The organism is Mycolicibacterium wolinskyi str. Jessa 2025, assembly GCF_049241375.1.
GTDB classification, from domain to species: Bacteria; Actinomycetota; Actinomycetes; order Mycobacteriales; family Mycobacteriaceae; genus Mycobacterium; species Mycobacterium wolinskyi.
In genome coordinates, this window is sequence record NZ_CP185960.1 from 365,804 (window position 1) to 391,353 (window position 25,550).

Genomic DNA, 25,550 nt, shown 5'->3' on the forward strand with positions numbered 1-25,550 from the left:
TCGCTACTTCTTGAAGGCGTCCTTGATCTTCTCGCCGGCGTCCTTCAGGTTCGACTTCGCCTGGTCGAGCTTGCCCTCGTTCTCCGTGTCGCGGTCGCCGGTAGCCCGCCCGACTCCTTCTTTGGCCTTGCCGGCCACGTCATCGAGCTTGTTGCTGATCTTGTCGTTCGTGCCCATGGTGGGCCCCCTATTGCATGTCGACTCGGACTGAAGCACTAGCGGGATACCCGATGCTCGGGGTTTTCACTCCGAGGTGACGGTCGCCGCGATCTCGCAGGCGATCTCGTACAGCACCGCGTCGGTGACATGTTTCCGCGCGGCCTGGCGGTTGAGCCGGAACACCGACGACAGCAGGTCGATGTGGCAGGTCACCTGGACGCGCGCCAGCTCCCACGGCACATGCAGGCCATGGTGTTCTTCGAGGAGTCGCAGCAGCACCGAGACGCGGTCGTTCATCCACGGTGAGCGTCCGGTCACCGCCGTCGCCGACGTCCGCATCTGCCCGGCGTACCGGCCCCGCCACGGGCTCTGCACCGACTTGTGGTGCGACTGGCGGGGGAGCTCAATGGGCCGGAGCCGGGCGCGAACCCGGACGTCGCCATGCGGCGCACCGCAACCCGTGAATGCTGCCGTCCGCATGACCTTGGCGGTCGCCATCGCGTGTCTATGACCCATCAACCCGTACCTGCCCCGACAAATACCGTTGTGCAACCGACTTTACGTGAACGTCAGGGCACAGGCTGGATCAAGATCAGGATTGGTGCGGGTTCACGTCCACAGGACCGCGATCCCGGCGGCGAGCAGTGGCAAGACGCCCGCGGCGATGAACAGCGGCATCACCGGCCGTCCGGCGCGACGCTCGCGCACCCGTCCGATGCCGAGCACCGCACCGAGGGCGATCAGGATGACGAGTTTGACGCCGATCTTCGGGTAGTTGAGTTCGATGCCTGCCGGCCACGGTGCTGCCAGGGCCAAGCCGGTCACCAACGACAGGGTGATCCCGTAGTCCATGACCTTGGTGATCTGAAAGCGACGGGCTGCCGCCTCGGCGACCCAGGCGCCGACCATCACGGCGAAACCGATCAGATGCAAGTAAACAACTACGTTGCGTAGTAGATCCATGGCCGGATTCTAGGGTGTGCACTGGGCCACGCAAGGGTCGGCGCGCCTCGCTCAGCTAGGGAAAGGAGCGAAACGCGCCAACTTCGGCCCAGAGTAAACCTGAACCAGTTCATATTCCAGGGTTCGTCATAACTGCTGTGGCGCGTCTGCGCAACCGACGTCACGTACTGTGGGATCGGTGCGGCTGTTGCTCATCGCCGATACTCACGTGCCCAAGCGCGCCCGCGATCTCCCGGCGCAGGTCTGGGATCAGGTCGACCACGCCGACGTCGTGATCCACGCCGGTGACTGGGTGGAGCCGGCCCTCCTCGACGCGCTGAGTGCGCGTGCGGCCCGTGTCGTCGCCTGCTGGGGCAACAACGACGGCGACGAACTACGCAGGCGTCTCCCGGAGCGCGCGGACGTCACGTTGGCGGGCCTGCGTTTCACGGTCGTTCACGAAACCGGCGCTGCCACCGGACGTGAGGCCAGAGTGGCCAGGGACTACCCCGACACCGATGTGCTGGTGTTCGGCCACAGCCACATTCCGTGGGATACCACCGCGAAAACCGGACTGCGCCTGCTGAACCCGGGTTCGCCGACCGATCGGCGGCGCCAACCGTACTGCACGTACATGACGGCGCAGGTGGCGGGCGGTGTGCTCTCCGACGTCACCTTGCATGCGCTGGATCGGCGATGACGCGACGCGATCGCGCGCGGTTGGACGATGTGCACGAGATCGCCGCTTCGATGCCCTACGTCAAGCGGATCGAGGGTCCCAAAGGCAACCCGATCTATCAGGTCGGCGGTAAGTCGTTCGTCTTCTTCCGCACGCCCCAACCCGATGCGGTCGACCCCGACACCGGTGAGCGCTACCCCGACGTGATCATGATCTGGGTGGAGAGCGCGAGCGACAAACTCGCGCTCGTGCAGGATCCGCGATCGCCGTTCTTCACCACGGATCGATTCGACGACCATCCGTCGGTTCTGTTGCGCGCGAGCCGGTTAGGCGAAATCAGCCGTGGCGAGTTGGCCGAGTTGATCCAGGACGCCTGGCTTTCGCGGGCCTCGTCACGGCGTGCGGAGAAATGGCTCGCCGAGCACGGCGGCTGACGCTAACCGGCCTCGGCCGCGCAGATTAGCTCGATGTGTTTGGTGGCCCAATCGCCCAGTGGCTCAAGCGCATCCAGCAGAGCTTCGCCGGCGGGCGTCATGGAGTACTCGACCCTGGGCGGCACCTCGTGGTAGCTCTCCCGATGCACGACGCCGTGCCGCTGCAGTTCCTTGAGGTGCTGGGTGAGCATCTTCTGCGATACGCCGGGCAGGCTGCGGTGCAACGCGTTGAACCGCTTCGGGCCGGCCTGCAACTCCCACAGGATCAGCGGTTTCCACTTGCCGTCCACCACCGCGAATGCCGCATCCAATCCGCAGGTGTACTTGCCGAGTTGACTCATCTCGTCGTCCTTGCAGCTCAGGGCCAATAGTTACGAATAGGTAAGTATCGCACTTTAAAGTGGGTACTTGTCGTGAAGTCAGTGTCGCTTGAACGATGGTGACATGACAACCACACCGCACACGATCAGTTTCCTCGGACTGGGAGAGATGGGTTCGAAGCTCGCCCGCACCGCGTTGAATGCCGGCCACCCGGTCACCGTCTGGAACCGCAGCCCGGAACGGGCCGCCGCCCTGGTCGCCGACGGCGCGAGCGCAGTGCCGACCCCGGTCGAGGCGCTGGATGCCGACGTCGTCGTGGTGTGCCTGTTCGATCACGCCTCGGTGCACGAAGTGCTCGACCCGGTTGCGGGCAAGTTGGCCGGGCGGCGCGTGGTCAACCTGACCACCACGTCCCCGGAGGGAGCTCGTGAGCTCGCCGCCTGGGCCTCGGGGCTCGGCGCCGACTATCTCGACGGCGGCATCATGGCGACGCCGGAGATGATCGCGACGCCGCAGTCCGCGATCCTCTACAGCGGTTCACAAGCCCTGTTCGACGACTATCGCGAACTGTTCGAAATATGGGGCACTGCCGAGTATTTCGGTGAGGACGCCGGCATGGCGTCGCTGTATGACCTGGCCCTGCTCTCGGGGATGTACGTGATGTTCGCCGGGTTCTTCCACGGTGCGGCGATGGTCGCGGCAGCCGGTGTGCCCGCCAAGGAGTTCGCGGCCCGCGCGGCCAACTGGCTGGCCACCGTCGTGCCGGTGATCACGGAGTACGCGGCGGTCATCGACGGCGGTGACTACGGCGTCCCCGGCCAGCAGAGCCTCTACTTCTCCGACATCAGTGACATCGTCAACGCCAGCCGCGACCAGGGCATCAGCACCGAAGTCGTCGACGTCGTGCAACGGCTCATCCATCGGCAGATCGACGCAGGCCATGGCAACGAGGGCTTCGCCCGCATCTTCGAAAGCATCCGTGCCGCATGACCGCGACAGTGAGCGTGCTCGGACTCGGCCCGATGGGGCAGGCGCTGGCCGGCGCCCTGGTGGCCGCGGACCATCGCACGACCGTGTGGAATCGGACACCGGCGAAAGCGGACCCGCTGCTGGCTCGCGGAGCGGTGTGGGCTGACACGCCGGCCGCCGCCGTCGCCGCCAGTGATGTCACCTTGGTGAACGTGGTCGACCACGCCGTGGTGGACGCGGTGCTCGGCGATGCGGGCGACGCGATGGCAGGCCGGGTGATCGTGGGGCTCTCCTCGGACATCCCGGATGCGTCGCACCGCACTGCGGAGCTCGTCGCCGCCCGCGGCGGCCGTTATCTCGACGGTGCGATCATGACACCCACCGACACCATCGGAACATCCAGCGCCAGCATCCTTTTCGCGGGCCCGCAGGACATCTTCGATGCTCATCGTCCGGTGTTCGACACGCTGGCCATCAGCACGTGGGTCGGCGCGGACGTCGGACGTGCCGCCGCATTCGACATGGCGCTGCTCGACCTGTTCTGGACATCGGTGAGCGGGTTCGTGCACGCGTTGGCGGTGGCGGGGTCGAACGGCATCACCCCGAGCGAGTTGCTGCCGCACGCCAACGGCATCGCCGCGATCCTGCCGCCGATCTTCGGCGAGATCGCCGAACGGGTCGAGGCGGGACGCCACGACGACGCCAGCGCGCCGGTGTCGTCGGTGGCCGCCTCGGTTCGGCATCTGATCGCGGCGTCGCATGCGGCCGGCTTCGACGCCGCCGCGCTCGAGGCGTTCCGGGACTACGTCGACGTCGCAGTCGAGGCCGGGCACGGCGCCGACGAGATCAGCCGGATCGCTCCGGTGCGGCGGGCCCGAGCAGGCGAGTCGCTCGCCACATAGGTATACGAGTAAAGAAGTTCCCACACTTGTATTGACAAGTAAGGTGGCGTGGACCACAGTGTCCGCATGGGAAATCAACAGCACTACGACGTCGTCGTGGTCGGCGCCGGCATCGTGGGCCTCGCGCACGCGTATCACGCACACCAGCGCGGGTTCACGGTTGCCGTCATCGACCACGCCGACGGCGTCGTCGGCGCCTCCGTGCAGAACTTCGGCCACGCCTGCATCACCGCACAATCGGGCGTCGCGCTCACGTATGCCCGCAAGGGCCGGAGCCACTGGCTGAACCTGTCGCGCCAGGCCGGGTTCTGGTCGGCCGAGGCCGGCACCTTCTGCGTGGCCCGCCACGACGACGAACTCGCCGTGATGAACGAGTTCGCGACCACGCGGCCCGCGGGTGAAGTCATCCTGCTGGACCGCGAGCAGATCCTCGACCGGATCCCGGTCCGCGCGGCGAACGTCACTGGCGGTATGTATCTGCCCAACGACCTGCAGGTCGACCCGCGCACGGCCGCGCCGTCGATCGCACGCTGGCTGTCCTCGGTGGGCGTCGACTTCTATTGGCGCACGGCAGCAACGGGCTTCGCACACGGAGTCGTCCACACCTCACGCGGCCCCCTGCGTGGCGGAACCACCTTTGTCACCGTGAACTACGACATCGACCGGCTCTTCCCGGCGCTGGCCGAGCGCGACGGCCTGTTGCGCTGCCGCCTGCACATGCTGCGCGCCCGGCTGCCGCTGGCCTTCGCGCTTCCCGCCCCGCTCTTCACCGGGTGGTCCCTGGTGCGCTACTCGGGTTTCGAGAACCTGCCATCCACCGCGGCGCTCGCCGAGCGGCTGCGCGCCGAACACCCCGACTACGTCGCGATCGATCTCCACCAGATGTACACGCCACAACCCGACGGATCGCTGCTGATCGGCGACACCCACTACCGCGACGTCTCCACATCGCCGTTCCAATCGGAGGAAGGGTTCGCCGTGCTCGTCGAGGAAGCGCGGAAACTCTTCGGAGTCAACGACATCGAGATCAGCGAGCGATGGCAGGGCGTCTACAGCTCGGCACCCGGCCAGGAGTTCCTGATCGAGGAGCCGATCGAGCGGACCCATGTCGTGACCGTCACCACCGGGATCGGCATGACCACGAGCATGGGCCTGGCCCAGGACAGCGTCGAGAACGCACTCACCCGCGACGGCGTCGTCGCACACGTTTAACCCGAGAGGAAAACCGATGAGTACCAACACCAATGAGCCGATCAGCCTCGTCGTCTTCGACATGGCGGGAACCACCGTCGAGGATTCGGGCCTGGTCCAGCAGTCCTTCCTGGCCGCCGACAGCCACGCGGGCCTATCGAAGACCGATGCCGACCGCGAGGAGATGCTGCGCTACGTCTCCGACACCATGGGGCAATCGAAGATCGTCGTCTTCCGTCACCTCGCCCGCGGTAACGAGGAGCAGGCGCAGGCCGCCAATAAGGAATTCGAACGCTGTTACAGCCAGCTCGTCGCCGAGGGCAACTGCAGCGCCATCCCCGGCGCCGAAGACGCGATCACCTCGTTGCGGTCCCGCGGAATCAAGACCGCACTGACGACGGGCTTCGCCCGGGAGACCCAGACGGCGATCATCGACGCGCTGGGCTGGCACGATCTCGCCGACCTCGTGCTGTGCCCCGAGCCCGGCATGCGTGGCCGTCCGTACCCCGACATGCCGTTGACCGCGCTGATGCGCACCGAAACCGATTCGGTGCGTTCGATGGTCGTCCTCGGTGACACCTCGTCGGATGTCATCAGCGGTCTGCGTGCCGGCGCCCGCGCCTCGATCGGCGTCCTCACCGGTGCACACGACACGGGCCAGCTCGCCGACGCCGGAGCCACCCACATCATCGACAGCGTTGCCGACTTGCCGTCATTGCTCGCAACCCTGCGCTGATCGCTTCCCAGCCTTCCGTTCTCGCCTGAGGAACCTGCCGCTGTCGCGCCAGCGCAGCATTTGCATCACACCTATCAAAGGTGCATTTCATGTCCCACGCAACGACATTCAAGGCCCAAACCCCCATCCGACGCTATGAGCGCTGGCGCTTCCAGATATTCGCCGTCACCTGGATCGCATATGCCGGTTTCTATTTCACCCGTCAGGCCTTCTCGGTGGCCAAGCTCGGGATCCTGGAGGATCCGGTACTGAGCATGACTCTCACCAAGAGCACGATGGCCAATCTCGACGCGGCCTATCTGGCGGCCTACGCCGTGGGCCAGTTCGTCTGGGGGCAGGTGTCCGACCGGTACGGCCCACGCGTGGTCGTCCTCGGCGGGCTGGCGATCTCGGCGATCGCGACCCTGTTCATGGGCCTGCTGCCCGCGCTGGTGTTCCTGCTCCCGCTGATGATCGTGCAAGGGTTGGCCCAGTCGACCGGATGGTCCGGGACGCTCAACAACATGGCCCAGTTCTTCTCGATCGGGGAGCGGGGCCGGGTTCTCGGCCTGTGGAGCACCAACTACGCGTTCGGCGGCCTGGTCGCCGCACCGCTGCTGGGTTGGGCCGCCTACACGGTGTTCGGCAGCTGGCGGGCGGCGTTCTTCACCGGTGCGGCCATCGTGGTCGGCGTATTCGTCGTGGTGCTGCTGTTCCAGCGCAACCGGCCGCAGGATGTCGGCCTGCCGCCGATCGAGGAGTACCACGCCAAGGAAGAGATCGCGAAGCTCGACGATTCACCGGTGGCGGAGGCCGTCGCCGAGCCGACGCCGTCCTGGCGGGAATCGCTTGCGGTCGTGCTGCGCGATCGCATGGTGAGAACCCTTGGTGCGTCGTACTTTCTGCTCAAACCGGCCCGCTACGCGATTCTGCTGTGGGGTCCGGTGATCGTGGCGGAGCGACTGCAGGACGGCGACAAGTTCCAGGCGGTCACCATCCCGGTGGCGTTCGGCGTGGCAGGCATCCTGGCCCCGATCCTGCTCGGCCGCGTCTCCGACCGGGTGTTCAAGGCGCGCCGTATCCCGGCGTGCGTGCTGAGCCTCGCGGTGCTCGTGGCGGTGCTCGCGTTGTTCGCACCGCTGACCGCGACCGGCAACGCGTGGATCATGACGGCGGTGCTGGGCGTCATCGGGCTGAGCATCTACGGCGCCGACGCGATGATCTCGTGTGTCGCGGCGGTCGACTTCGGAACCTCCAAGCACGCCGGCACCGCGAGCGGCCTGATCAACGGATGCGGCTCCACCGGTGCGATTCTCGGCGGCCTGCTTCCGGGATACCTGAGCACCTCGGCGCTGTTCTACGGTTTCGCAGCAGCCGCATTCGTCGCGATGCTGCTGCTCATCCCGCACTGGAACCGGATGCCTGCCGCCGATTAGGAGCGGGCGTCGATGGTTCGGGCGTTGACGATGCTGAACGCGACCAGATCCGGTCGGTACCGATCGTCGGCGTACTCGAACACCCGCCCGTCCTGATCCCGTGAGGTGCGGCGCTCGCGCAACAGCGGACTGCCCGGGTCGATACCGAGATTCTCGGCGTCGACCCGGGCAGCCGCGACTGCGTCGAGGACATGCTCCATCGAGTCGAAGTAGACGCCACGGCTCGCGAGATAGTCGGTCATAGAACCGGAATCGGTGTCGAACTCGAACAACAACGAACCAACGGAGTCGATGAAGGTGCTGCGCTCGATCATCGCCGGTTCACCGTCGAGCAGGCGGACGCGTACGACGTCGACCACGAAATCGTCGGCGTTCAGGTCCAGCGCGACCATCGCCGGCTCGGACACCCGGCGCCGCGCCACTTCGAGCGTCCGGCTGCCCGCCGTCCGGCCGTTGCGTCGCGCCCACTGGGTGAACGGTGTGAAGGTGTCGAGGGTCTGCGTGGCGTCGTGGCTTCGCACGACGGCCGGCTTGCCCTGCGAGAGTTGGATCAGGCCTTCGTTTTTCAACGTGGCTAGGGCTTGCCGTACCGGGCCCCGCGATACCCCGAACTCGGCGCACAGCGCGCTCTCGGCCGGCAGCGACTGACCGATGGCGTAGTCCCGCCGCATGATGCGTTGACGTAGCTCACCGGCGACGTGGATGTGACGCGGCTGCGAAGTGGACGAGGTCATCCCCGTATCACCCTCCCGGCCGGTTGTCATGACAAGTTCACTACGCATAGTAGTCAGCTCGAATCGAAAGCCGGCCCAGCGCGGCAGTGGCAGGCTCGTAGGCATGGAGCAGAAGCCACCCACCGCAACCATCGAGTCCGCGCACCGCGACCACCTTCAGGCCCTGCCATTCGACGACACCGGTGATTTCGAGAATGCCGACCGGGGCTTCATCACCGCGCTCGACCCGTGCGTCGTCACATCCGCCGACGGCCAGGTCGTGTGGGACAACGACGCGTACGCGTTCCTGGCCGGGGACGCCCCAACTTCGGTGCACCCGAGCCTGTGGCGACAGTCGCAGCTGTGCGCCAAACAGGGGCTGTACGAGGTGGTCGAGGGCATCTATCAGGTGCGTGGGTTCGACATCTCGAACATCAGCTTCGTCGAGGGCGACACCGGTCTGATCGTCATCGACCCGCTGATCTCGACCGAGGTGGCCGGCGCGGCACTGAAGCTCTATCGGGAGCACCGCGGCGAGCGTCCTGTCGTCGCCGTGATCTACACGCACAGTCACGGCGACCATTTCGGTGGTGTCCTCGGCGTCACGTCGCAGGCAGACGTCGAGGCAGGCAAGGTCGCGGTGCTGGCCCCGGAAGGATTTGTCGAGCACGCGGTGCAGGAGAACGTCTATGCAGGCACCGCGATGCTGCGCCGGGGCTCCTACATGTACGGCCCGCTTCTCGATCGCGGTCCGCAGGGGCAGGTCGGTTGCGGGCTCGGGCAGAACATGTCCACCGGCGAGGTGTCGATGATCGTGCCGACGCTCGACATCCGCCGCACCGGTGAGAAGCACACCATCGACGGAGTCGAGATCGAATTCCAGATGGCGCCCGGCACCGAGGCGCCCGCCGAGATGCACTTCTACTTCCCGGGATACCGCGCGTTGTGTATGGCCGAGAACGCGACGCACAACCTGCACAATCTGCTGACGCTGCGCGGCGCGCTGGTGCGCGACCCGCACGCCTGGGCGGGCTACCTGACCGAGGCCATCGACACGTTCGCCGACCGCGCGGACGTCGTGTTCGCCTCGCACCACTGGCCGACATGGGGCCGCGAACGCATCGTCGAATACCTTTCGCTGCAACGCGATCTGTATTCCTATCTGCACGACCAGACATTGCGGCTGCTCAACCAGGGTTTCACCGGCGTCGAGATCGCCGAGCAGTTCCAGCTGCCGCCCGCGCTCGAGAAGGTCTGGCACACCCACGGGTATTACGGCTCGGTCAACCACAACGTGAAAGCCATCTACCAGCGCTACATGGGCTGGTTCGACGGCAACCCGGGCCGGTTGTGGCCGCATCCGCCCGAAGCGCTCGGGCCTCGCTACGTCGCCGCGATGGGCGGTATCGATCGCGTCGTCGAACTTGCGCAACGCGCCTTCGGGGAGGGCGATTTCCGTTGGGCAGCAACCCTCCTCGACCACGCCATGTTCACCGACGCCGACCATCTGGCCGCGCGTGCGCTCTACGCCGACACCCTGGAGCAGCTCGCGTACGGCGCCGAGAACGCGACGTGGCGCAACTTCTTCCTGTCCGGGGCCACCGAGTTGCGGGACGGAAAGTTCGGTACCGCAGGCAAAGTCGCGTCACCGACCATGCTCGCGCAGCTCTCGCCGGAGCAGATGTTCGACACCATCGCGATCAGCATCAACGGGCCGCGGGCGTGGGATCTCGACGTCGCGCTCGATTTCACGTTCGCCGACACCGGCGACAACTATCGCGTGACCTTGCGGAACGGGGTGCTGGTGTACCGCAAGGTCGCGGCTGACGAATCGACGGCCACCGCGACGGTCCGGCTGGCCGACAAGCTGCGGTTGCTCACGCTCATCGGCGGTGACAGCGACTCGGCGGGGCTGGAGATCGTGGGCGACGCTTCGGCGTTGGCTTCGGTCGTCGCCGTACTCGATCGACCCGACCCCAACTTCGACATCGTCACACCCTAGGGCAGGCCGCCATCGGCGCGCAGGATCGAGCCGGTGGTGAAGCTCGACGCGTCAGACATCAAAAACAGTGCCGCGCCGACGATCTCGGCCGGGTCGCCGGCCCGCTGCAACGCCAGATGCCCGAAGGGTTCGCCGGTCATGTCCCACGCCTTGCTGACATCGGTGAGGAACGGGCCTGCCATCAACGTGTTGACTCGGACCGTGGGGCCGTAGGCCTTCGCGAGCCCCTCGGTCAGCGTGTTCAACCCGGCCTTGGCGGCCGCATACGGCAGCATGTACTGGTCTGGTCGCAGCGATCCGGATGAACTGACGTTGATGATCGAGCCGCCGCCGTCGGTCACCATGCGTTCACCGATCAACGCCGACAACCGGAACGGCCCTTTGAGATTGAGGTTGAACACCGCGTCGAACAGCTTCTCGGTGACCGATCCGAGTGACTCGTACAGCGGCGACATCCCGGCGTTGTTCACCAGCACGTCGACCTTGCCGAATCGGTCATAGGCGGCGTCGACCAGGCCGTCGAGCTCATCCCAGCGTCCGACGTGCACCTGATAGGCAAATGCGCGCCGGCCCGTCGCGGCGGCGATCTCCTCGGCGGCCAGCACGCACGACTCCATGTTGCGGCTCGCGACGATCACGTCGGCCCCGCACCGCGCGGCCGCCATCGCCATCTCCCGGCCGAGGCCGCGGCTGCCTCCCGTCACCAGCACGACTTTGTCGGTGAGGTCGAACAATTCGTCGGCGTAGCCCATAACCTCACCTTTCTCCGGCCCGGCTCGGGCCGGTGCTCCTGCGGCCATATGGTGTCACGGTGCAACTGCTTCTGGTCCGACATGCGCTGCCGTTGCGCAGCGAACCCGGTCAAGGATCCGATCCCGTGCTGTCCGAGGCCGGTGCCGAACAGGCCGGCCGCCTGCCGGCAGCGCTGGCCCGGTTCCCCGTCTCGCGCGTCGTGAGCAGCCCGCAGCGCCGCGCCATCCAGACCGCGGACCCGGTCGCGGCCGCGTTGGGGCTTTCGGTGGAGACCGACGACCGACTCGCCGAGTACGACCGCGACATGTCGCACTACGTGCCGATCGAGGACATCGCCAAGGAGAATCCCGAGGAGCTCGCCCGATTGGTCAACGGGCACCTGCCCAGCGGGGTCGACGAGGGTGCGTTCAAGGCGCGGATCAACGCGGCGGTCGCCGACCTCGTGGCCGCGGGCGACCACGACGACACCGTGGCGGTGTTCAGCCACGGCGGGGTGATCAACGTGCTTCTGCACGAGATCCTGGACACCGAGCGTCTGCTGTCCTTTCACGTCGACTACGCGTCGGTCACGCGGTTGCTGGCGTCACGCTCCGGAAAGCTGGCGGTGGCGTCGGTGAACGGCACGGAACACGTATGGGACCTGCTGCCCAGAAATGTCCGGTGGTAGACAATGACCGTGACTTCACTGGAAGGCCTCGACCTCGCCGCGCTGGACCGCCACCTCCGGGCCGAGGGCATATCCCGCACGGGTGAACTGCATGCCGAGCTCATCGCCGGCGGCCGCTCCAACCTCACCTTCCTGGTGTTCGACGACGCTTCGAAATGGGTTCTGCGGCGCCCGCCGCTGCATGGGCTGACCCCGTCGGCACACGACATGGCGCGCGAGTACCGGGTGGTCGCGGCGCTGGCCGATACGCCGGTTCCGGTGGCCCGCGCGGTCACGATGCGCAACGACGACTCGGTGCTGGGCGCACCGTTCCAGATGGTCGAGCACGTCGGTGGACGAGTCGTCCGCACCCAGGACGAGCTCGCCGCACTCGGCGATCAGGCCGTGATCGACGGCTGTGTCGATGCGCTCATCAAGGTCCTCGCCGACCTGCACGCGGTCGACCCGGCCGCGGTCGGTCTCGCCGACTTCGGCAAGCCCGACGGCTATCTGGAGCGTCAGGTCCGGCGTTGGGGATCGCAGTGGGAGCACGTCAGGCTGCCCGACGACGCGCGCGACGACGACGTCCACCGGCTCCATGCGGCGCTGGGGCAGGCGGTTCCCCCGCAGAGCCGCAGCTCGATCGTGCACGGCGACTATCGCATCGACAACACCGTTCTCGACGCCGAGGACGCCACGAAAGTCCGTGCGGTGCTGGACTGGGAGATGTCGACGCTGGGCGATCCGCTCAGCGACGCCGCCCTCATGTGCGTCTACCGCAGCCCGATGTTCGAGTTCGTCCACTCCGACGCCGCCTGGACCTCGTCGAAGCTGCCGTCGGCCGAGGACATGGCACAGCTCTACTCGGTGCAGTCCGGGCAGGAACTCGCGCACTGGGATTTCTACATGGCGCTGGCCTATTTCAAGCTTGCGATCATCGCGGCCGGGATCGATTTCCGCCGTCGCGAAGGCGCCGACGGGCCGGAGCAGGTCGGCGAGGCCGTGGCACCGCTCATCGCCGCAGGTCTGAGCGCGCTCGGCTGATCGGCACGAGCGTCAGCTGCGCAGGGCGGCCTTGAGGTTCTTCTTCGCGGCCCGGCGCAGCTGGAAGATCCGCGCGGTGCCCGCGGCGACGGTGAGCAACCCACCGGCCACCGCGGCGCCGAGGATGGCCACGCCCAACGGCAGGGTCCAGTGCCAGCCGAGGAACGCGAACTCGGCCGATGTGGTGTTCTGCGCGATGAAGATCAGCAGGACGATCAACACCAAGAAACCCATGATCAGCGCTGACCACAGCGCTGCGGCGCGGGTGAACTTGGGTTGGGCTTCGGGTTTCGTCGGCTTGCCGGTCTCCGGCGGGAGCGGCGAGCCGGGCATCGGCTCGGGCAAATCGGGCGATGCTGACTGATCGCTGGTCATGCTGCCATCTTTGCCCGTATCGGTGCCAAAGCAAACCACCATGAGGTAAAGCGCGGCGGCATGTCGGGTGTGCCGTTAGGGTCGACAAAGGCTCGTGACGCCGAAAGGACGTGTGCATGCGGCACCGATCACTGGCACTACTCGCATTCCTGCTCGCCCTGCTGGTGCCATTCGCGTCGGCCTGCGGCAGCTCCAATCCACTCGGCGGCGGGCCGATATCGGGTGATCTCAAGGAAATCACCGTCGGGTCCGCGGACTTCCCGGAGTCCAAGATCATCGCCGAGATCTACGCCCAGGCGCTGGAAGCCAACGGCTTTCAGATCAGCAGGCAGTTCGGTATCGGCAGCCGGGAAACCTACGTGCCTGCCGTGCAGGATCATTCGATCGATCTCATCCCCGAGTACACGGGCAACCTGCTGCAGTACTTCGACGAGGAGACCACCGCGACCACCCCCGACGCGGTGCTGATCGGGTTACTGAAGGCGCTGCCCGGTGACCTGTCGATCCTGTATCCGTCGCCCGCCGAGGACAAGGACACCCTCGCGGTCACCGAGGCGACCGCGCAGCGCTGGAACCTCAAGACCATCGACGACCTCGCGAAGCACTCGGCCGAGGTGAAAGTCGGCGCGCCGTCGGAGTTCCAGACCCGGGTCACCGGTCTCGTCGGCCTGAAGGACAAATACGGCCTCGACATCGCGCCGGCCAATTTCGTCGCGATCAGCGACGGCGGCGGGCCCGCCACTGTGCAGGCGCTGAACAGCGGCGCGATCACGGCCGCCAACATCTTCAGCACGTCGCCGGCGATCGAGCAGCACCGCCTGGTGGTGCTCGAGGATCCGAAGAACACCTTCCTTGCCGCCAATGTCGTTCCGCTGGTGGCCTCGCAGAAGATGTCCAACGATCTGAAGACCGTGCTCGACGCGGTGTCGGCCAAGCTCACCACCGAGGCCCTGATCGAATTGAACACCGCGGTCGAGGGCAACCAGGGCGTCGATCCCGACGAGGCGGCCCGGAAGTGGGTTCAGGACAACGGATTCGACAAGCCGGTGGTGAAGTGATCACATTCGAAGGCGTCACCAAGCGCTATCCGGACGGCACGGTGGCCGTCGACAACCTCAGCCTCGAGGTGCCGCAGGGCACGCTGACGGTGTTCGTCGGACCGTCGGGCTGCGGCAAGACCACCTCGATGCGGATGATCAACCGGATGATCGACCCGACGTCGGGCACGCTGACCGTCAACGGTGAGGACGTCACCAAGGTCGATCCGGTGAGGCTGCGGCTCGGCATCGGCTACGTCATCCAGAGCGCAGGGCTCATGCCGCACCTGCGGGTCGTCGACAACGTCGCGACGGTGCCGGTGCTGAAGGGCGAATCCCGGCGCAGCGCACGCAAAGCCGCGATCGGCGTGATGGAGCGCGTCGGCCTCGACCCCAAGCTGGCCGATCGGTATCCGGCGCAGCTGTCGGGCGGTCAGCAGCAGCGCGTCGGGGTGGCCCGTGCGCTGGCAGCCGACCCGCCGATCCTGCTCATGGATGAGCCGTTCAGCGCCGTCGATCCCGTCGTCCGTGAGGACCTGCAGACCGAAATCCTGCGTCTGCAAAGCGAATTGCGCAAGACGATCGTGTTCGTCACGCACGACATCGATGAGGCGGTCAAGCTGGGCGACAAAGTCGCGGTGTTCGGCCGCGGCGGCGTGCTCCTGCAATACGCCGATCCCGCCTTCGTCCTGTCGAACCCGGCCAACGAACTCGTATCGGGATTCGTCGGGGCCGACCGGGGATACCGCGGGCTGCAGTTCTTCCACGCCACCGGGCTGCCGCTGCACGAGATCGCGCACGTCGACGAGAACGACATCGACGCACTCAACCTGAATCCGGGCGAGTGGCGGCTCGTCATCAAGTCCGGTGCGCCGTACGCGTGGATTAACGCCGAGGGCGTCGAGGTGCACCGCAAGGGCAACGTGCTCTACGACTGCACCATCGGCGGCGGTTCGTTCTTCCCGCCGGACGGCAGCCTGCGACAGGCTCTCGACTCCGCGTTGTCGTCGCCGAGCGGGCTGGGGGTGGCCGTCGACGACGACGGCAGGCTCATCGGCGGGGTTCGTGCCGACGACGTGCTCGAGGCGCTCAAGGAACAGCGCCGCGTGCCGGAGCTGGGATAGCGCATGCAGTATCTGCTGGCCCACCTCGACGACCTGTGGGCGTTGACGGTGATCCACCTGCGGCTGTCGCTCGTGCCGATCGTGCTGGGTCTGTTGATCGCCGTCCCGCTCGGCGCATTGGTCCAGCGCACCACCACGCTGCGCCGGCTGACCACCGTCACCGCGAGCATCATCTTCACCATCCCGTCGCTCGCGCTGTTCGTGGTGCTGCCGCTCATCATCCCGACCCGGATCCTCGACGAGGCGAATGTCATTGTGGCGCTGACCCTCTACACCACCGCCCTGCTGGTGCGCGCGGTACCGGAGGCGCTCGATGCGGTGCCCGAGCACGTGCGCGACGCGGCGACCGCCATCGGTTACCGCCCACTGGTCCGGATGCTGAAAGTCGAACTGCCACTGGCGATTCCCGTCCTGGTGGCCGGGGTGCGGGTCGTCGCGGTGACCAACATCTCGATGGTGTCGGTCGGCTCGGTGATCGGGATCGGCGGGCTCGGGACCTGGTTCACCGAGGGCTATCAGTCCAACAAGAGCGATCAGATCATCGCCGGGATCATCGCGATCTTCGTGCTGGCGATCGTCATCGACACGCTGATCATGTTGATCGGCAAGGCGATCACGCCATGGACCCGGCAACCGCGCGCGTCGAAGGCGGAGGCGGCCGCATGAACTTCCTGCAGCAGGCGCTCACGTTCATCTTCACCGCCGCGAACTGGACGGGCCCGGCCGGGCTCGGCGTCCGCATCGTCGAGCATCTGCAGTACACGGTCGTCGCGGTGCTGTTCTCCGTCCTGGTCGCGGTGCCCGTCGGAATGCTCATCGGACACACCGGACGCGGCACGTTCCTCGTCGTCACCGGGGTGAACGCGTTGCGTGCCCTGCCGACGCTCGGTGTGCTGCTGCTCGGCGTGCTGTTGTGGGGCCTCGGGCTGGTGCCGCCCACGGTCGCGCTCATGCTGCTGGGCATCCCGCCGCTGCTGGCAGGCACCTACGCCGGCATCGCCAACGTGGACCGCTCGGTCGTCGACGCGGCACGGTCGATGGGGATGACCGAGAGCCGCGTGCTGCTGCGCGTCGAGGTGCCCAACGCGATGCCGTTGATCCTGGGCGGGTTGCGGACCTCGACGCTGCAGATCGTGGCGACCGCGACGGTCGCCGCCTATGCGAGCCTCGGCGGGCTTGGCCGCTACCTCATCGACGGGATCAAGGTCCGGCAGTTCCACATCGCGCTCGTCGGTGCGCTCATGGTGACGGCGCTTGCGCTGATCCTCGACGCCGCGCTGGCTTTCGCGGTGTGGCTGTCGGTGCCGGGCACCGGGCGATTGCGGTCCTGGCGTGCCGGAGGGGGCCGGCTGCCGCAGCCGTTGCTCGACGACGAGATCGCGCTGGAATCGCGCTCTCCGGCCCGGTCGGGCGGGAGTTCCGGAGTCGGCTACGAAGGCAGACCCCCGTCGCATACGGTAGAAGGGTGAGTGAAGAGGCGCGCACCAGCGAGACGGAAAGTGCCTGGCCGGCGGTGTTGACCTGGCGGGCGCACGACGTGCCGAGGATGGAATCGGTACGCGTGCAGCTGTCGGGTAACCGCATCAAGGCCTACGGCCGCATCGTGGCCGCCGCCACCACGTCTCACCCGGCGTTCTCGGCGTCCTACGACCTGGTCACCGACGAGAGCGGCGCCACCAAGCGGCTTTCGCTCACCGTCACCCTCGCCGAGCGGGAACGCCAGCTCTCCATCGCACGTGACGAGGAGAGCATGTGGCTGGTGCAGGATCACACCCAGACCAAGCGGTCCGACTACGGCGGCGCGGTCGATGTCGACGTCATCTTCAGCCCGTTCTTCAACGCGTTGCCGATCCGGCGGATGGGCCTGCATCAGCGGGCCGATTCGGTCACCCTGCCGGTGGCGTACGTGCGGCTGCCCGAGCTCACGGTCGAAACCGCGACCATCAGCTACAGCAGCGCGGGAGCGGATCTCGAAGCCGGCATCAAGCTGCACTCGCCGGTGGCCGAGACGACCATCACCGTCGACTCCGACGGCTTCATCGTTGACTACCCAGGACTGGCAGAGCGGATCTGATCACGCCGCCGGCCCGTCCGGCGGCAGCGAGTTCTTCGCGCCAGTTCTCGGTGCCCACGACCGTCGTGATGATCTCCGGGCGGCTGAAGCTGTCGTAGCGCATGCGCGCGGCGTGGCCCTTCTCGATCAGTTCGGCGACCGAGCCGCTGCTCGCCAAGGCATCCCTGGCGCGGGTCAGCAGTTCGATGCCCTGCTCCAAGGCAGGCAGCAGCTGCCCGGCATTGGCCTCGCACATCGCCCGCACGAGGTCCGGTGCGGTCGCCGCGACGCGCGTGCCGTCCCGGAAGGATCCGGCGGCCAACGCGAACGCCAGCGGCACCTCACCGGCGATGTCGGCCAGGGTCTCGGCGAACAGATGCGGCAGGTGTGAGATGGCCGCGGCGGCGGCGTCGTGTTCATCGGAGCGGGCCGGCACCACCACGGCCTGGCAGTCGAGCGCCAACTGCGTCACGAGCGTCCACACCTGCGCGTCGACATGGTCGTCGACGCTGACGACCCACGGGGCGCCGATGAACAGACCCGCATTTCCCGCCGCCCAGCCCGAGTGCGCGGTCCCGGCCATCGGATGGCCGCCCACGAAGCGGTCCAGCAGCCCGTACTGCGCGACCTCACGCAGTACCGCGCCTTTGACGCTGGTCACATCGGTCAGCGGGCAGTCCGGGGCGGCTTCGCGGATGTGGCCCAGCAGGATCGGCAGGGCGGGCATCGGGACCGCCAACACGATCAGCGCATCACTGCCTGCGGCCCGGTCGAGGGCTTCGCCGAGGTGCTCGGTGACATCGAAGCCGTCGAACCGGGCGGCCTGCACGGCCTCGATCGAGCGGTTGTAGCCGAAGACCTCCCGCCCGGCCGCCGCGGCGGCACGCATCACCGAGCCGCCGATCAGTCCGAGCCCCAGCACGCACACGGGAGTGTTCGTCACGATTAAAGGTTGGCACATCGCTCCGGCCGGGGCCGAGGGTGATCCCTGGTCAAACTCGCTGGTCGGCGACTACCGTAGGCGCTCATGGGAGCACAGCGCGCGCCGGCAGACCTGCCCGACGGCTTCGGCGTGGCAGTTGTCCGAGAGGACGGCAAGTGGCGGTGTATGCCCATGCGCCGAGGCGCGCTCAACAGTTTGAGCGTGGCCGAGACCGAATTGCGCGAGATGCGCAGTGCCGGCGCGGTGTTCGGGCTGCTCGACATCGATGACGAGTTCTTCGTGATCGTGCGGCCCGCGCCCGCCGGAACCCGGCTGCTGCTGTCGGACGCCACGGCCGCGTTGGACTACGACATCGCCGCCGAGGTCCTGGAGAAACTCGACGCCGACATCGAACCGGACGACCTCGACGACGCCGAGCCATTCGAGGAAGGCGATCTCGGGCTGCTGTCCGACATCGGCCTGCCCGACGCGGTGCTCAGCGTCATCCTCGACGAAACCGACCTCTATGCCGACGAACAGATCGGCCGAATCGCCCGCGAGATGGGTTTCGCCGACGAGCTGTCGGCCGTGCTGGACCGCCTCAATCGGTGAGGTCCGATGAACAGCTGATCCGTGCCGCGCTCGACGCCGCCCGATCGGCGGGCCCGCGTGACGTGCCGATCGGTGCGGTGGTGTTCGCACCCGACGGCACCGAGCTCGCCAGGGCGGGCAATGCGCGCGAGCTGCTCGGCGATCCGACCGCACACGCCGAGATGGTCGCGATGCGGGCCGCGGCCGTCGTCCTCGGCGACGGCTGGCGGCTCGAAGGCACCACGCTGGCCGTGACCGTCGAACCATGCACGATGTGCGCGGGCGCATTGGTGTTGGCCCGCGTGGCGCGCGTCGTGTTCGGGGCGTGGGAACCCAAGACCGGGGCCGTCGGCTCGCTGTGGGACGTGGTCCGCGACCGCAGGCTCAACCACCGGCCCGAGGTCGTCGGCGGGGTGTTGGCCGACGAATGCGCGGGCCTGCTCGAGGAGTTTTTCGCGCGTCAGCGCTGATCGCGTGGATCCTCGGCGCCGAGTGTGAACATGTTTGCGAGTTTCGCGCCGATCTTCGCCATCTTCTTCACACTCGCCGATTAGGGCCTACGCGGCTCGCCCGGTAAGCTGCCACACGGTGGCGTGTCCGAGCGGCCTAAGGAGCACGCCTCGAAAGCGTGTGACGGGTAACCCCCGTCCGAGGGTTCAAATCCCTCCGCCACCGCCATAACTCCTCACCGGTTTTCACTGGTGAGGAGTTTTTTGTGGCCGCCCAACTTCGTGTCCACCGCAAACCGCCCGGGTCCGCTCAGCAGCAGGCTCAGCACGCCCGCGAGGATCAGGAGTGCCTCCCGGAACTCGGGCAGCGGATCGCCGCCCGGCAGTGGCTCGGGGATGCCGCCCGCGATGAACCCGAGCACCAGCAGGCCGCCTACGTTGAGCGCGTTGACGATGGTCGCGACGCGGAAGAAAAGGCCGAGCAGGATGCCGAGCCCGCCACCGAACTCGACGACGCCGACCACCCAGCCCACGAAGTCGGCGAACGGCACGCCGAGTTGCCCGACGAGGTAGGCGATGTTGGCGTGGCCGCCCGGGACGAACAGTTTGATGCCGCCGTGCAGGATGAGCCCGCCGCCGAGAAACACCCGAAGCGGCAGCGGCGCCCAATCCCGCCACGCGGTCATGGCAGTGCCGCGAGATAGCGCGTGGCCGCGATGCCGGGCATGAAGAAGTACGCGCCGCCGACCGTGTGGACGAAGCGGGGCAGTCCGGTGACGCGCTTACGGACCGGGTCCTGCTGCACGGTGAAGGTGCCGCCGGCCTCACCGTGCCCGTTGCCGCGCGGGCCGGTGATCGGATCGTCCTCGCGGTAGCTGCCGTCGAACTTGGTGCTGTTGACCCAGGTGTGCTGGATGAACTCGAACTGCCTGCCGAGTTGGGTGTTGAAACAGATGAAGTGCAGACCGCGGTCGACACTGTCGTCGGCGGCGGCGATCAGGTCGGCGGGCTCCATCGACGGCGCCAGCGGCGGCCCGTAGGCGCGGCCGCGCCGGATGATGCGATGACGCTTGCCGACGTCGATCGAGCGGTCGGAGCCGGGGAACGGGTCGAGCGCGTCGCGTGGGTTCGACCGTCGAAGGTGTGAGCCGATCGGGCACTTGAGGCCGTCCGGGTCCGCGGACCGGAAGTACATGAAGTCGTTGTCGTCCGCCAACGTTGGATCGTCGGCGGTCGGCGCCTTCACGAGCGGTGCGCCGCTGGGCCAGCGGCCGACCATCTTGGCCGCCAGCCCGACGCACGCGGGCACCCGGTCGAGCGCGTCACCGGACCTGTCGGCCAAGCTGTTCCAGAAACCGGCGACGTCCTGTCTGAGCTGACGGAAGACGAGGTAGCTGCCGTCCCTACCGAAATCGCGCCTGCCGGGGGCGTCGGCCGCCTCGGGCAGCAGCCCGCGGGGGTCGGAGGCGGGGTCGACGAGCGGCCGGTCGGTGAACTGACCGTAGGCATTCGGATAGCCGAGCACGAACTCGCCCGCCGCCACGGTGTTGCCCGGCGGTCCGCCCACGTCGTAGCCGTCGACCAATGGTTGCGAGATGCCGTCGCGAAAACCGAAGTGTTCCTTGCGTCCCGGCAGGGTCAGCGAATCGAGCCGTGAGACGACGCGCAGCCCGTTGCCGGACAGGTCGTGACGGGCTTCGAGGTCGGCGACCGCGCCGGCGTCACGGCCGTAGAGCAGCAAGAGCGCATCGACGCCACCGCCGTCCCAGCGCCAACGGGACGGCGAGCTTCCGTCGTAGTCACCGAGGATGCGGCGGCGATGCTCGGTGCCGGTCATGCCTTCCCGGAACTCGCCTGCCAGCATGCCGACGTGCTCGGGTGGCAGCCCCAACCGCTTCAATCCCGCCGGGGTGAAGGCGATGTTCGTGCACGTGTCGGTGGCCTCGGGCCGAACCGCGCTGTCGCGCAGGGGAAGCCGCGTGAGCCATTCCTTGGCGGCCGCGACATCGTCGATCGCCAACAACACGAAGGCCGCGTTGTCCAAGGCGCCGTAGCCGTGCAGGATGATGCCCTGAATGTCGTCGAGTTGCAGCGTCATAGCCGGTCCCAGGGAATGCTGTCGAGCCGTTTGGCCACCCAGTTGGATTCGGGAAGGTCGTTGCCGCAACCGAATCGGCGCAGCCAGCGGCGGGTCCCGGCCTCGTCGGTCTTCTCCGACAGGCCCTGCCGGATCGCCTCGTTGTTCGCGATGTTCTTGGTCGTCAGGTGCGGGTAGGCGCTGTACCAGACGTTGCTCGGGGCCTGGCGGGTGGGCAACAACCGCTTGTAGGCCTTCTCGTCGGTGATGCCGCCGAAGAACAGGAACCGCGTGCGCGGGAAGCCGTCGCCATTGCTGAAGATCGCGTTGAGTCCCCAGAAGGCCTTGTCGATGAAATCGTTCATGTAGCTCTCCAGGCTGCCGTCGTAGTTGCTGGAGAAGAACAGGCCTCGGTTGTCGTTCATCCGCACCCACCGCGCGAAATGGATCGTGTTGAGCCCGGAAAGCGTTCCGCGGTTGTAGATGTGGCGGGTCGCGTAGTCGGTGAGGAACAGGATCGCGGTGGTGGTCAGCCGCCGGAAGAGTCCCGGTTTGAGGAAACCGACCGCGACGATCTGGTTGTGCGCCCAGAAATCCTCGTCGTCACGGAATTTCTGGACCGCGTCGGGTGCGGCCGCGCGGGTGTCGGGCACGTCGCGCTTCTCGTGGTAGCGCAGCAGCACCCCGAATACGCCGAGCCCGAGGATCACCAGCGGCAAGAACAGCACGGTCACCAACGAGAGTGCGGCGAGCCAAAAATACTGGTGGGCAGTCTCTTTGGCGCGCCACGCCAGGGATGGGGGCGAGGCCGGCCGCAGCGCCCAGGCCAGATCGTCCCGGTCGCGCACGAAGTCGACGATCGCGCTCTTGATCTTGCCCGGGTCGAGCGAGCCGAAGTCGTTGGCGTCCAGGAACGCGTTGATCTCGCGCTGCAGCAGATCTTCCTGCTGGATCTGTACCAGTGCGCGGCCCCGGCGGTTGATGTGAGCCGCGGCGGCCTTGACGGCGTGGGCCCGCAGGAACGCCCGCCGGTCGGCTGCCGAGCCCGTACCCGGATAACCCACACAGTGTGAGAACACCGCGTCGAGCCCGGATCCGCAGACCGTGGCCAGCTCGTCGATATGCCTGCCGAGCGGCGCGTCGACGTCGGTCAACAACGCGAGCTGTGCCGGAACGGGCGTGCCGTCGAGATCCTCGGTCGGGTCGAACAGCACGAGCCGCGCGAAGTGCACGCCGCTCAGCCGTTCGAACGGGATGACCTCCCATCGCTCGACGTGGTCGGGGATGCGCCCGAGCAGCTCCCGCAGCGAACTCAGCCGACCGCCGGAGACCTCGGCGAGCACGGTGAAGGCTTCCTGGTGCGGCATCGTGATCACCCGGTCGAACGAATGGCGAACCACCCGACGCGTTTTCGCCAGAGCCATACGACGCCGAGGTAGAGGCCGGGGCTCACCAGCCGGATCTCGTCACGCACCATCCGGGCGAGCCACGAGGTCTTGGAGTAGTCGATCAGAACGCAGTCGCCGCCGTCGACCCAGCTGTCGGCGACCGACAGCCGGGCCTTGACGAGACGCAGACCGAACGGCGTGACCTTGTTGCGGAGCACGGCCTCGCGACGGTCGAGGACCTTGCCCTGCCACACGATGATCCGTACCAGCAGCGCCAGCGGTTTGGTCAGCCACGTGCCCGGCCAAGCCAGCAGCGTGCCGCGGGTGTCCCCGTCGGGTATGGGGCCGGCCGGCGACTGCCGAAACAGCGCGTCGAGCATGCGGTTGTTGTACTGGAGCAACGCCGCCTCGTTGAGTGGCGTCGCCCGGTTCAGTTCCGGCCCATGGCTTGTCATCGCTTGGCCTTGCTCAGGCGCGCCCACGGCGCGAACGCATTCTTCTGCCCGCGCAGCACGGGTTCGAGCTCGGGATAGTGCCGGATCAGCACCGAGCACATGTCGTTCTCGTCGATCCACGCCATGCCCTCCGGCGTGTAGACCCGCGGGGTGAAGTCGACCGTGAAGAACCGGTCACTCTTGAGCCGGCGGGTCGCCATCAGCACGAAGATGCGGAACGCGGTGTCGCTGAAACCGAAACCCTTCGGCAGCTTCTCGCCGAACATGCCGACCATGGCGTCGACCTTCTCGATGTCACCACCGTAGATCTCACGCATCTTCACCGCCGTCTCCAGGCAGCCGCCACTGATCTCCTCGAACGACGTGGCCGGCTTGAGCCGCAGCTGCCGGCGAAACTCGTTGTAGCGCGGCACCCCTCGCTCGCGGGAGCGGATGAGATCGGTGGAGATCAGGTCGATGACCAGGTTGTCGGTGCGGTCGAAGCGGCGCATGAAGTTGGGGCTGTTGTGCAGGGAGACCGCGCCCGGATGTGCGACGCCGAGCGAGTACAGGCAGTTCGCCACCCCAACGCTCTTGAGCACACCTCGCGAATTCGCACCACCGCGGATGCTGTCGAATGGAAGCTGTTGCGGTTCAGCGGCTCCCGACAAGCTGAGGAACTCGTAATCGTCAGGCACCAGCGGATGCATGCGGTAGACGGTGACGAAGTCCTCGGTGATGGAATAGGGCGCCGAGTGGTGGTCGGTGGCCGATCCGAGGACGCCACTGACCGCCTCGCTCGAGCTCACCCGGCCGAACAGTTCCTTGACCCGCTCGCCCGCGAGGCCGAACCAGTTCGCGCGCATCCCGATCTGCAGCGTCGGATGGCCGAGGATCGCCGGGGTCCATTCGATGGTGTGGATCTTGGCGATCAGCGCGGCGTTGATCATGCGCGCCTTGTTGAAGATCTGATCGCCGGTCCACGTCGGATAGGCGGCCTTCAACCGATCGCAGATCGCGTTGTGTTCGCGCAGGAAGATCGTGCCCATCAGTTCCAGGCCCAGCCACCAGCCGTCCGCACCGCCGGACGCCCCGAGCAGCTTCGGGTCGAGCTCGATGAAGCCGTCGGCGTCGATGCGGACCTTGCCGTCGTTGCGATCTGTGCGGATCGCTGCCTGGAACTCCGGATTGCTGCCGTAGATCTGCGACGCGTCCCACCAGTGGGTCTCGGTGTTGACGAACGTCGTGTGCCCCGGCGTCGGATCGGGATCGGCAGGCGTCGACGGAATGTTGATCGTGTCCCCGGACCATTCCGTGTCGCCCTCGGGCACCGGGATCTCGATCATCTTCTTGGGGTCGGTGTCGTGGCTGAACCAGTCGCGGGTCTCGAACTGCAGCCAGGCCGCCGCAAGGACATTCAGGGTTTCTGCCGGTTTGAACTCGTGACGGCGCAGCAGCTCATTGCTGATGACGCGCGGGTTGGGGTCCATCAGCCGCGGCATCGCCTCCGCATGTCCCTTGTCCAGCGGCACATTGCGCCCGAACCGCGTGTTGGCCATCCCCATCGACGGCGCGGCCAGGTCGTTGTAGGAGCCGTCGACCGTTCGCACGGTCAGGTACTCGGCGGGCTTGTGGTCCGGCGCCGCCGGTGGCTTGCCCTGGTAGGAGTCGTAGAGGTTGTGCTCGCGCAGCGCGTCGCGGATCCCGATGAGTGCGCCGAGCCCGAGCCACGGTGGCAGCTTGTCCCAACCGATCCGGCGGTCGACCGCCTCACTGACTTTGATGGACCACCTCGTGAGCAGTGATGGCATCCTGGCCTCCTTTCCAAGCGGTGACGGCAAGTGCGGTGTTGATTGCGGAGATGACGACGGCCACCCGGCCCTGTTTGCGTGGCAGGTCGCCGCGGGCTGCGGTGACGGCGGCAGACACAGTGTCGGTGGCGTGGATGAGTACCGCGAGCTTTTCGGCCCGACGCAGTTCGTCGCCGGTGAGCAGCAGCAGGTCGAGCCCGATGAGAACGGTTCGGATGCCGAACATCCGGAACGGGTACATGCCGGACCGGTCCTCGGTGGTGTCGACGCCCAACCGGGCCAGCACCTTCTCCGGGGCCAGCAGCCCCGCCGTGCCGTTGAGAATCCTGATCACCGCGAGCGTCTTGCGTGCGGCCGTTGGGCTCAGCATGGGCCGATCCTGC

Annotated in this window: 31 protein-coding genes and 1 tRNA gene; 18 read left to right on the forward strand and 14 right to left on the reverse strand. The window is 67.0% G+C overall.

Annotated elements, in window-relative coordinates:
* Positions 1 to 3: 3 nt before the first annotated feature.
* The 3 genes from ACOI2T_RS01885 to ACOI2T_RS01895 all read right to left on the reverse strand — a co-directional run bounded on the left by ACOI2T_RS01885 (position 4) and on the right by ACOI2T_RS01895 (position 1,122).
* Positions 4 to 177, reverse strand: coding sequence for a CsbD family protein (locus tag ACOI2T_RS01885; protein WP_067851523.1), 174 nt, complete (start codon positions 175 to 177; stop codon positions 4 to 6).
* A 66-nt stretch (positions 178 to 243) separates the two neighbouring features.
* Positions 244 to 657 carry a hypothetical protein gene (locus ACOI2T_RS01890; RefSeq protein WP_409502411.1) on the reverse strand — a complete coding sequence of 138 codons (414 nt, stop codon included), beginning with the start codon at positions 655 to 657 and terminating at the stop codon, positions 244 to 246.
* Between the two features lie 111 nt (positions 658 to 768).
* A complete protein-coding gene (locus tag ACOI2T_RS01895; protein WP_409502412.1) occupies positions 769 to 1,122 on the reverse strand; it encodes a Fe-S protein in 354 nt (117 codons plus the stop codon).
* A 178-nt stretch (positions 1,123 to 1,300) separates the two neighbouring features.
* Here ACOI2T_RS01895 and ACOI2T_RS01900 point away from each other — a divergent pair, with 178 nt between their 5' ends.
* Both ACOI2T_RS01900 and ACOI2T_RS01905 read left to right on the forward strand, forming a co-directional pair.
* Positions 1,301 to 1,801 carry a metallophosphoesterase family protein gene (locus tag ACOI2T_RS01900; protein ID WP_409502413.1) on the forward strand — a complete coding sequence of 167 codons (501 nt, stop codon included), beginning with the start codon at positions 1,301 to 1,303 and terminating at the stop codon, positions 1,799 to 1,801.
* Positions 1,798 to 2,214 carry an MmcQ/YjbR family DNA-binding protein gene (locus ACOI2T_RS01905; RefSeq protein ID WP_409502414.1) on the forward strand — a complete coding sequence of 139 codons (417 nt, stop codon included), beginning with the start codon at positions 1,798 to 1,800 and terminating at the stop codon, positions 2,212 to 2,214. Before ACOI2T_RS01900 ends, ACOI2T_RS01905 begins: the two co-directional genes overlap by 4 nt.
* A gap of 2 nt (positions 2,215 to 2,216) precedes the next feature.
* On the opposite strand, the gene ACOI2T_RS01910 is transcribed toward ACOI2T_RS01905, so the two are convergent.
* Positions 2,217 to 2,555: a winged helix-turn-helix transcriptional regulator gene (locus ACOI2T_RS01910; RefSeq protein WP_067851531.1), complete on the reverse strand. Its 339-nt coding sequence runs from the start codon at positions 2,553 to 2,555 to the stop codon at positions 2,217 to 2,219.
* 103 nt (positions 2,556 to 2,658) lie between these two features.
* Here ACOI2T_RS01910 and ACOI2T_RS01915 point away from each other — a divergent pair, with 103 nt between their 5' ends.
* The 5 genes from ACOI2T_RS01915 (at position 2,659) to ACOI2T_RS01935 (ending at position 7,748) form a co-directional block, all read left to right on the forward strand.
* Entirely contained in the window at positions 2,659 to 3,525 is an 867-nt protein-coding gene (locus tag ACOI2T_RS01915) for an NAD(P)-dependent oxidoreductase (RefSeq protein WP_409502415.1), read from the forward strand.
* Entirely contained in the window at positions 3,522 to 4,406 is an 885-nt protein-coding gene (locus ACOI2T_RS01920) for an NAD(P)-dependent oxidoreductase (protein WP_409502416.1), read from the forward strand. Before ACOI2T_RS01915 ends, ACOI2T_RS01920 begins: the two co-directional genes overlap by 4 nt.
* 66 nt (positions 4,407 to 4,472) lie before the next feature.
* Positions 4,473 to 5,618: a TIGR03364 family FAD-dependent oxidoreductase gene (locus ACOI2T_RS01925; protein ID WP_409502417.1), complete on the forward strand. Its 1,146-nt coding sequence runs from the start codon at positions 4,473 to 4,475 to the stop codon at positions 5,616 to 5,618.
* A 16-nt stretch (positions 5,619 to 5,634) separates the two neighbouring features.
* On the forward strand, positions 5,635 to 6,333 hold the full coding sequence (locus ACOI2T_RS01930) for a phosphonatase-like hydrolase (protein ID WP_409502418.1): 699 nt from the start codon (positions 5,635 to 5,637) through the stop codon (positions 6,331 to 6,333).
* An 89-nt stretch (positions 6,334 to 6,422) separates the two neighbouring features.
* Complete coding sequence (locus tag ACOI2T_RS01935) at positions 6,423 to 7,748, forward strand: MFS transporter (RefSeq protein ID WP_409502419.1); 1,326 nt, start codon at positions 6,423 to 6,425, stop codon at positions 7,746 to 7,748.
* Here ACOI2T_RS01935 and ACOI2T_RS01940 read toward each other — a convergent pair.
* Complete coding sequence (locus ACOI2T_RS01940; protein ID WP_067851539.1) at positions 7,745 to 8,482, reverse strand: GntR family transcriptional regulator; 738 nt, start codon at positions 8,480 to 8,482, stop codon at positions 7,745 to 7,747. The genes ACOI2T_RS01935 and ACOI2T_RS01940 overlap by 4 nt on opposite strands.
* 103 nt (positions 8,483 to 8,585) lie before the next feature.
* Here ACOI2T_RS01940 and ACOI2T_RS01945 point away from each other — a divergent pair, with 103 nt between their 5' ends.
* Positions 8,586 to 10,463: an alkyl/aryl-sulfatase gene (locus tag ACOI2T_RS01945; RefSeq protein ID WP_409502420.1), complete on the forward strand. Its 1,878-nt coding sequence runs from the start codon at positions 8,586 to 8,588 to the stop codon at positions 10,461 to 10,463.
* Here the strand turns inward: ACOI2T_RS01945 and ACOI2T_RS01950 are convergent.
* Positions 10,460 to 11,215 (reverse strand): SDR family NAD(P)-dependent oxidoreductase, encoded by a 756-nt coding sequence (locus tag ACOI2T_RS01950; protein WP_409502421.1) that lies wholly within the window; start codon positions 11,213 to 11,215, stop codon positions 10,460 to 10,462. The genes ACOI2T_RS01945 and ACOI2T_RS01950 overlap by 4 nt on opposite strands.
* A 59-nt stretch (positions 11,216 to 11,274) precedes the next feature.
* Between ACOI2T_RS01950 and ACOI2T_RS01955 the strand changes: the two genes are divergently transcribed.
* Entirely contained in the window at positions 11,275 to 11,883 is a 609-nt protein-coding gene (locus ACOI2T_RS01955; RefSeq protein WP_409502422.1) for a histidine phosphatase family protein, read from the forward strand.
* Between the two features lie 3 nt (positions 11,884 to 11,886).
* Positions 11,887 to 12,906: a phosphotransferase family protein gene (locus ACOI2T_RS01960; RefSeq protein WP_409502423.1), complete on the forward strand. Its 1,020-nt coding sequence runs from the start codon at positions 11,887 to 11,889 to the stop codon at positions 12,904 to 12,906.
* Positions 12,907 to 12,918: 12 nt separating this feature from the next.
* On the opposite strand, the gene ACOI2T_RS01965 is transcribed toward ACOI2T_RS01960, so the two are convergent.
* On the reverse strand, positions 12,919 to 13,281 hold the full coding sequence (locus ACOI2T_RS01965) for a LapA family protein (protein WP_067851547.1): 363 nt from the start codon (positions 13,279 to 13,281) through the stop codon (positions 12,919 to 12,921).
* Between the two features lie 116 nt (positions 13,282 to 13,397).
* On the opposite strand from ACOI2T_RS01965, the gene ACOI2T_RS01970 reads away from it, so the two are divergent.
* Genes ACOI2T_RS01970 through ACOI2T_RS01990 form a run of 5 tightly spaced genes read left to right on the forward strand, consistent with a single transcriptional unit; the run spans position 13,398 to position 17,516 of the window.
* Complete coding sequence (locus ACOI2T_RS01970; protein ID WP_067851549.1) at positions 13,398 to 14,339, forward strand: ABC transporter substrate-binding protein; 942 nt, start codon at positions 13,398 to 13,400, stop codon at positions 14,337 to 14,339.
* On the forward strand, positions 14,336 to 15,442 hold the full coding sequence (locus tag ACOI2T_RS01975; RefSeq protein ID WP_409502424.1) for an ABC transporter ATP-binding protein: 1,107 nt from the start codon (positions 14,336 to 14,338) through the stop codon (positions 15,440 to 15,442). Before ACOI2T_RS01970 ends, ACOI2T_RS01975 begins: the two co-directional genes overlap by 4 nt.
* A 3-nt stretch (positions 15,443 to 15,445) precedes the next feature.
* Positions 15,446 to 16,108, forward strand: coding sequence for an ABC transporter permease (locus ACOI2T_RS01980; RefSeq protein ID WP_409502425.1), 663 nt, complete (start codon positions 15,446 to 15,448; stop codon positions 16,106 to 16,108).
* Complete coding sequence (locus ACOI2T_RS01985) at positions 16,105 to 16,911, forward strand: ABC transporter permease (protein WP_409502736.1); 807 nt, start codon at positions 16,105 to 16,107, stop codon at positions 16,909 to 16,911. The genes ACOI2T_RS01980 and ACOI2T_RS01985 overlap by 4 nt, the downstream gene beginning before the upstream one ends.
* Entirely contained in the window at positions 16,908 to 17,516 is a 609-nt protein-coding gene (locus tag ACOI2T_RS01990) for a putative glycolipid-binding domain-containing protein (RefSeq protein ID WP_067851557.1), read from the forward strand. Before ACOI2T_RS01985 ends, ACOI2T_RS01990 begins: the two co-directional genes overlap by 4 nt.
* Here ACOI2T_RS01990 and ACOI2T_RS01995 read toward each other — a convergent pair.
* Positions 17,479 to 18,423 (reverse strand): prephenate dehydrogenase, encoded by a 945-nt coding sequence (locus ACOI2T_RS01995; RefSeq protein WP_409502737.1) that lies wholly within the window; start codon positions 18,421 to 18,423, stop codon positions 17,479 to 17,481. The genes ACOI2T_RS01990 and ACOI2T_RS01995 overlap by 38 nt on opposite strands.
* Positions 18,424 to 18,522: 99 nt before the next feature.
* Here ACOI2T_RS01995 and ACOI2T_RS02000 point away from each other — a divergent pair, with 99 nt between their 5' ends.
* The 3 genes from ACOI2T_RS02000 (at position 18,523) to ACOI2T_RS02010 (ending at position 19,686) form a co-directional block, all read left to right on the forward strand.
* Positions 18,523 to 19,029 (forward strand): tRNA adenosine deaminase-associated protein, encoded by a 507-nt coding sequence (locus ACOI2T_RS02000; protein WP_067851561.1) that lies wholly within the window; start codon positions 18,523 to 18,525, stop codon positions 19,027 to 19,029.
* On the forward strand, positions 19,026 to 19,478 hold the full coding sequence (locus ACOI2T_RS02005) for a nucleoside deaminase (protein WP_409502426.1): 453 nt from the start codon (positions 19,026 to 19,028) through the stop codon (positions 19,476 to 19,478). The genes ACOI2T_RS02000 and ACOI2T_RS02005 overlap by 4 nt, the downstream gene beginning before the upstream one ends.
* Before the next feature lie 117 nt (positions 19,479 to 19,595).
* Positions 19,596 to 19,686 (forward strand) — tRNA-Ser (locus ACOI2T_RS02010).
* Between the two features lie 7 nt (positions 19,687 to 19,693).
* Here ACOI2T_RS02010 and ACOI2T_RS02015 read toward each other — a convergent pair.
* Genes ACOI2T_RS02015 through ACOI2T_RS02040 form a run of 6 tightly spaced genes read right to left on the reverse strand, consistent with a single transcriptional unit; the run spans position 19,694 to position 25,537 of the window.
* Complete coding sequence (locus ACOI2T_RS02015) at positions 19,694 to 20,143, reverse strand: DoxX family membrane protein (protein WP_409502427.1); 450 nt, start codon at positions 20,141 to 20,143, stop codon at positions 19,694 to 19,696.
* Positions 20,140 to 21,555 carry a Dyp-type peroxidase gene (locus tag ACOI2T_RS02020; RefSeq protein WP_409502428.1) on the reverse strand — a complete coding sequence of 472 codons (1,416 nt, stop codon included), beginning with the start codon at positions 21,553 to 21,555 and terminating at the stop codon, positions 20,140 to 20,142. The genes ACOI2T_RS02015 and ACOI2T_RS02020 overlap by 4 nt, the downstream gene beginning before the upstream one ends.
* The gene (locus ACOI2T_RS02025) at positions 21,552 to 22,901 is read right to left on the reverse strand and encodes a hypothetical protein (protein ID WP_409502429.1); all 1,350 of its coding nucleotides are present in this window, start codon (positions 22,899 to 22,901) and stop codon (positions 21,552 to 21,554) included. Before ACOI2T_RS02025 ends, ACOI2T_RS02020 begins: the two co-directional genes overlap by 4 nt.
* Positions 22,902 to 22,906: 5 nt before the next feature.
* A complete protein-coding gene (locus tag ACOI2T_RS02030; RefSeq protein WP_409502430.1) occupies positions 22,907 to 23,377 on the reverse strand; it encodes a hypothetical protein in 471 nt (156 codons plus the stop codon).
* Positions 23,374 to 25,167, reverse strand: coding sequence for a peroxidase family protein (locus tag ACOI2T_RS02035; protein ID WP_409502431.1), 1,794 nt, complete (start codon positions 25,165 to 25,167; stop codon positions 23,374 to 23,376). Before ACOI2T_RS02035 ends, ACOI2T_RS02030 begins: the two co-directional genes overlap by 4 nt.
* Entirely contained in the window at positions 25,127 to 25,537 is a 411-nt protein-coding gene (locus ACOI2T_RS02040) for a hypothetical protein (protein WP_409502432.1), read from the reverse strand. Before ACOI2T_RS02040 ends, ACOI2T_RS02035 begins: the two co-directional genes overlap by 41 nt.
* Positions 25,538 to 25,550: the final 13 nt, after the last annotated feature.